Source organism: Bartonella sp. AP331QHHD (assembly GCF_042195905.1).
Lineage (GTDB): Bacteria > Pseudomonadota > Alphaproteobacteria > Rhizobiales > Rhizobiaceae > Bartonella.
Window position 1 is genome coordinate 207,510 of the sequence record NZ_JBHIPG010000031.1, and the last position, 6,087, is coordinate 213,596.

The 6,087-nt window shown below is 39.3% G+C and carries 5 protein-coding genes and 1 pseudogene; all 6 read left to right on the plus strand.

Features of this window, described 5'->3' with window-relative positions:
• The first annotated feature begins 9 nt into the window (after positions 1–9).
• Positions 10–1,143, plus strand: coding sequence for a DNA replication/repair protein RecF (gene recF, locus ACFIMS_RS04215; protein WP_375611469.1), 1,134 nt, complete (start codon positions 10–12; stop codon positions 1,141–1,143).
• 54 nt (positions 1,144–1,197) lie between these two features.
• Positions 1,198–1,651, plus strand: a pseudogene (gene aroQ, locus ACFIMS_RS04220) (type II 3-dehydroquinate dehydratase).
• Between the two features lie 130 nt (positions 1,652–1,781).
• Positions 1,782–2,753, plus strand: coding sequence for a ubiquinol oxidase subunit II (gene cyoA, locus ACFIMS_RS04225; protein ID WP_375611432.1), 972 nt, complete (start codon positions 1,782–1,784; stop codon positions 2,751–2,753).
• A gap of 76 nt (positions 2,754–2,829) precedes the next feature.
• Positions 2,830–4,848, plus strand: a complete 2,019-nt coding sequence (gene cyoB, locus ACFIMS_RS04230; protein WP_375611433.1) for a cytochrome o ubiquinol oxidase subunit I — start codon at positions 2,830–2,832, stop codon at positions 4,846–4,848.
• Complete coding sequence (locus tag ACFIMS_RS04235) at positions 4,845–5,513, plus strand: cytochrome (ubi)quinol oxidase subunit III (RefSeq protein WP_375628427.1); 669 nt, start codon at positions 4,845–4,847, stop codon at positions 5,511–5,513. The genes cyoB and ACFIMS_RS04235 overlap by 4 nt, the downstream gene beginning before the upstream one ends.
• The coding region (cyoD, locus tag ACFIMS_RS04240; protein ID WP_375696409.1) for a cytochrome o ubiquinol oxidase subunit IV at positions 5,513–6,087 on the plus strand (575 nt) is incomplete at its 3' end. The genes ACFIMS_RS04235 and cyoD, both read left to right, overlap by 1 nt.

Consider the following 6,087-nt stretch of genomic DNA (forward strand, 5'->3'; position numbering starts at 1 on the left):
TTGCAATGCATGGCCAGTCATGTGCACAAAGTGGCAGTGAGGCAGCTGAAGCTTTTACGTTATCGCAATTATTCTTTTTTCAATATTCATTTTTCTGGTCAGCATGTGGTTTTTACTGGCCATAATGGTGCTGGTAAGACGAATCTTTTAGAGGCGTTATCTTTTCTTTCTCCTGGTCGTGGTTTGCGGCGTGCTGTTTATTCTGACGTTAGTTTTGTAGATGGTGGTGGTGGAGGATTTGTTGTATTTGCGCGTCTTGAATGCGCTCTTTATGGTGAAGTAAAGATTGGTACAGCTTTTGAGGTTAGCGATAACAGTCGAAAGGTCCATATTAATGGTGTGAATGAGTCGAGTGATTGCCTAACAGATTATTGTCATATTAGTGTCCTAACACCGTCTATGGATGGTCTTTTTACAGGTCCTTCACTTGAGCGCCGTAGTTTTTTGGACCGTATGGTTTTGGCGATTGATCCCTTGCATAGGCGCCGCATAGCCGATTATGATAGAGCTATGCGCGCACGTAATCGTTTGTTTTTAGATGGAAATGAAGATTGTGCTTGGTTTGATGCTTTAGAAAAGCAAATGGCAGAATTGGCGACAGCTATTTCTGCGGCGCGTGTTGATGTTATTCGTCTTTTAAATGACATGTTTACACAAATGCCCTCACAGATACCTTTTCCACGAGCTTTTTTGCAAATTGATGGTTTTTTAGAAACAGCTCTTAGTGAAATATCAGCAACTGAAGTTGAAGAACAATTTTGTGATCGATTGCGGCATAATCGCGCAATGGATCGTGCTGCTGGTCGGACGTTAGAAGGACCACATCGTGCAGATTTGCAGGTTTTTTATGCTGATAAAAATAGAGCAGCAACATCTTGTTCAACAGGTGAACAAAAAGCGCTGCTAACAGGTTTAGTTTTGTGTCATGCACGTCTAACAGGTATGATGTCGGAAAGATCTCCTATTCTTCTTCTTGATGAAATGGCTGCCCATCTTGATTCGCATCGACGTGCTGCTCTATTTGATATTCTTGATGATTTAGCTGTACAAACATTTATGACAGGAACAGATCGTCTTTTATTTGATGACTTAAAAGGACGCGCAGAATTCTTTGAGATTAAGGATGGAGCTTTATTGCCGTAAAAACATGCTAAATATTTTTTTAATAAGTGATAGGTCTGAAAGAAAAGGCTTGCTATGTCAGAGATAATAACGATTTTAAATGGTCCTAATTTAAATTTTCTAGGTCAACGTGAGCCAGAAATTTATGGAACTGAAACTCTAGAAGATATTGAAAAAAGATGCAGAGAATGGGCAAAAAAAAAATGATATTATAATAAATTTTTATCAAAGTAACTATGAAGGGCAATTAGTGGCATGGATACAAGAAGCAATAGAGGCAAGTTCTGGATTGATCATTAACCCAGCGGCTTACAGTCATACATCTGTTGCACTTCTTGATGCCCTAAAAATGTTTTCAGGGCCGAAAGTAGAAGTTCATTTATCTCATATTTATCAGCGTGAAGCTTTTCGTCACCATTCTTATACATCTGCAGGTGTAGACGCTATTATAACTGGGTGTGGAGGTGATGGATATCGGTTTGCACTTGAGTATATTGCAAAACAATTAAGCAAAACAATTAAATTGTGATAGGTAAAGAGTAAGCGTTTAATAAGAGTAATATAGGCATTTTATTCTCTTGATAATTATTTTCAAATCTGTACAATGTGAGGTATATATTTATGACAGTTTTTAGTGCGTATGACGGGGGTAAATAGAGATGAAAAGCTTTGTTAGACAATTAGAAATGCTTGTGATTTTAGGGGGAGCACTGCTTTTGTCTGGTTGTAAAATTGATGTTATGCAGCCATCAGGTTATGTTGCACGTCAACAGCTCATTTTGATCGTTGTTTGTGTGGTGGTGATGCTTTGTATTGTTATCCCAGTTATGGTGAGTGTGGTATTTTTAGCTATAAAATATCGTGCATCGAATATGAAAGCGGACTATTCTCCTGATTGGGCACATTCAAATAAAATTGAAGCATTGATGTGGGGTATTCCAGTTGTAATTGTAATGGTTTTAGGTTCATTAACAGCTTATTATACCTATAAGCTTGAACCTACAAATCCTCTTCCAGTGGAAGTTGTAGGTGAAGGAAAGCCATTACAGATTGATGCTGTTGCTCTTGATTGGAAATGGCTTTTTATTTATCCTGAATACGGTGTTGCATCGATTAATGAGATTTATGCGCCTGAAGGACGTCAAGTTTTATTGCAATTGACGTCAGAGAATTCTGTCAATGCTTTTTGGGTTCCCAAATTGGGTACAGTTCTTTACGCTATGCCGCAGATGAATGCTAAGTTGCATTTGGTCGCTGAAGAGCAAGGAGTATTCAAAGGAGCCTCAGCAAATTATAGTGGTGATGGTTTTTCGGGTATGCGGTTTAAGTGGCATTCTGTGTCTTTGCAGGATTTTGAGGATTGGATTGTAAAAGCTCGGGCTAATGGTCGAGTACTTGATCGTTCATCTTATCGTCAACTTTCTATTGCGCCTCGTATGGGTGATATTGCTGCGAAGGAAAAAGATGCTGAAGTTCGTTATTTTGCACCTGTTGAGAAGCGGCTTTACTATCGTGTTGTGAATCGATGTGTCGATGAAAAGACGGTATGTAATGAAGATTTAATGAAACGTGCTGCTGCTCAGACGCTATGGGGTGCACTATGTTCAGTATTTGATCCTGATGTTATTTAACAGAGTCAATAAAGTAAAGAGCCCTTTTAACAAAGGTTTCTTTTAAACTTGAATTTCATTTGAAATGGGTTGAGAAATGTTTGGAAGACTTACAGATCCTACGGCAGGTGCTTTTCATGCGCTTGCACATGAACCGATCGTTTTGTATACATGTATTGCGATTGTTTTGGTTGGTTTAATTGCTGTTATTGCTCTAACAGTACTTGGGTGGTGGGGGATTCTATGGCGAAATTGGATTACAACGGTTGACCATAAACGCATAGGTATTATGTACATCGTTCTTGGAATTATTATGCTTGTTCGCGGTTTTGCGGACGCACTTATGATGCGAACGCATCAAGCTTTAGCTCTTGGGAGTGAAACAGCAGGTTATTTGCCCCCTGAGCATTTTGATCAAATTTTTTCGGCGCATGGTACGATCATGATTTTTTTCATGGCCACGCCTATTTTATTTGGTCTTTTTAATTATCTTATACCACTTCAAATTGGTGCGCGTGATGTTGCTTTTCCCTTTGCAAATAATCTAGGTTTTTGGATTACGGCTGCAGGGGCGATATTGATTAACATATCCCTAGGTGTTGGGAATTTTGGTCGTGGTGGTTGGTTGATGTATCCACCTTTTACAGAATTGCAAACGAGTCCAGATACAGGGGTAGATTATTATTTATGGTCACTTCAGCTTTCTGGTATTGCAACAACAATGGGATCAGTGAATTTTATTGCAACGATGATTAAAATGCGTGCTCCTGGAATGACAATGATGAGAATGCCTATTTTTTGTTGGAGTGCTTTTGTCAGCAATGTTCTTATTGTAGTCATTTATCCTGTTTTGGCTGTAGCATTTGCACTCTTGGCATGTGATCGTTATTTGAACATGAATTTCTTTACCAATGTTGGTGGCGGAAATCCGATGGTATGGATTAACTATGTTTGGGTTTTTGGTCATCCTGAGGTTTATGTTTTGGTTGTTCCTGCTTTTGGAATTGTTTCTGAAGTTGTATCAACTTTTTCTTCAAAACGCCTCTTTGGTTATACTTCAATGATATGGGCCATGTTGGTTATTTTGATTCTTTCGCTTCTTGTTTGGGGCCATCATTTCTTCACAATGGGTGGGGGTGAAGCTGTAAATACCTTCTTTAGTATTGCTACGATGATTATTGCAGTTCCAACCGGTGTAAAAGTTTTTAATTGGCTGCTTACGATGTATAGAGGTCGGATTCGCTTTGAGCCTCCTATGCTTTGGTGCATGGGTATGATCTTTACATTTGTTGGTGGTGGATTAACAGGTGTTTTATTATCTATTGTTCCTGCTGATTGGCAGTTTCATAATTCGCTCTTTTTGATAGCACATTTCCATCATACAATTATTGGAGGTGTGGTTTTTGCGTACTTAGCGGGGATTGCATTTTGGTTTCCAAAAGTTTTTGGTTATAAACCAAATCGCATACTAGGTATTACATCTTTTTGGTGTTGGTTTATTGGTTTTTACCTTGCCTTTTTCCCCGTTTATGCGCTTGGTTTAATGGGGGCGACGCGTCGTCTTCAGCATTACATGGAACCTAGTTGGCAGCCGATGTTTATTATTGCTGCATTGGGTGCTTGTATTATCTTACTTGGTATCCTTTGTTTTGTGCTACAGGTTGTTTTGGCGATTTGGTACGGTATTAAGCATAAAGGGCACTTACCGGTAACATTAAATGATTCTTGGGGTGATGCACGTACACTTGAATGGTTTACCTCTTCACCGCCTCCTTCTTATAATTTTGCCCTCCTTCCAAAGATACAGTCTGATGATGCTTATTGGAATATGAAGAAAAGTGGTTATCAACGGCCGACAAGTGGATTTACAAAAATTCATATGCCATCGAATACATCGGCTGGAATTATTGCTGGCTTCTTCTCATTAGTTGTTGGTTTTGCGCTTGTTTGGCATATTTGGTGGCTTGTTGCGGTTGGACTGGTTGGTTTTATTGCAACGCTTGTGTGTCATTCATTAACAGGTGATCATCATGGTTACTATATTCCAGCTGAAGAAGTGCAAAAAACTGAAGATGCCTTTACGGCTGTTCTTAAAGAACAAGGAGTGACAGTATGAGTGCTGTAACAATGAATAACGCGAGTACTATAGATGAACTTCACCACGATAGTAGTTCGGTAATGACGTTTGGTTTTTGGGTCTATATTCTTTCAGACTTAATCCTGTTTTCGACACTGTTTTCAAGTTTTGCTGTATTTTCTGCTTCTTATGGTGGTGGTAAAGCGGGCAGTGAGTTTATAGATTTAAAGTTTGTTTTGGTTGAGACTGCTTTCTTGTTGTTTTCGTCCGTCACTTATGGCTTTGCAATGGTACAAGCACATAAAAATAACATCAGTGGTGTGCGTTTATGGATGGCTATTACCTTTGGATTGGGGTGTTGCTTCATTGGTATGGAACTTTACGAATTTCATGAACTTTTGAGTGAGGTTTTTTATTTTGATCCAAATGCTTATGCGGGTATTGATCCTGCAACAGGTTTACAGCTTTTTGGACGGGAAATTCTCTCTGCTTATTGGTCAGCATTTTTTGCTTTGGTTGGCACCCATGGACTTCACGTAAGTGTTGGCCTTCTTTGGATGGTTGTGATGTTTTTTCATCTTCGTCGTAATGGCTTGGATCAGAACAATAAAACACGTTTAGCATGTCTTTCCATTTTTTGGCATTTACTTGATATTGTATGGATTGGTGTTTTCACCATGGTTTATCTATTAGGAGCGTTGTGATGAGCGTGCAAAATGAAACACATGGTCCCAGTACTGGTTCCTATTTGGTTGGTTTTATTCTGGCTGTATTTTTCACTTTGGGTTCTTTTATTCCTGTGATGTATGGAATGATGGAAAGTTGGGCAGTTAGTACAAAGGTTGCGTATCTTATTGGGATGGCGATTATTCAGATTATAGTACAAATTGTTTTCTTTTTGCACTTGAATTCTGGTCCAGACGCCAAGTGGAATTTAAGCGCGTTGTGGTTTGCTGCTATTTGCGTTTTTGTTATTATTGGGGGAACTTGGTGGGCTATTTCTCATTTGAATTATAATATGATGGGTGGTTCAGGACGTGTTATTGAACCGGAAATATCAAGTAGAGATGATTCTTCAGTGTCTGAGCAGTTATCAAACAAAGATATATCCGTAAGAAAACAGCCAGAAAAGATACAGGGCTCAGAGGTTTCGATGGAGCAAGGTGCAAGTACGCAAACTCCTGTAGATCAAGCACTTGGTTCAGAAATGCCTATGGGGCAGGGTCTAAGTACGCAAACTCCTGTAGATCAAGCACCTGGTTCAGAAATGCCTATGGG

What these genes read in the sequence shown, in the direction of transcription:
- recF (WP_375611469.1), top strand. Translation starts at nt 10, where the DNA reads ATGGCCAGTCATGTGCACAAAGTGGCAGTGAGGCAGCTGAAGCTTTTA.
- ACFIMS_RS04235 (WP_375628427.1), top strand. Translation starts at nt 4,845, where the DNA reads ATGAGTGCTGTAACAATGAATAACGCGAGTACTATAGATGAACTTCAC.
- cyoA (WP_375611432.1), top strand. Translation starts at nt 1,782, where the DNA reads ATGAAAAGCTTTGTTAGACAATTAGAAATGCTTGTGATTTTAGGGGGA.
- cyoB (WP_375611433.1), top strand. Translation starts at nt 2,830, where the DNA reads ATGTTTGGAAGACTTACAGATCCTACGGCAGGTGCTTTTCATGCGCTT.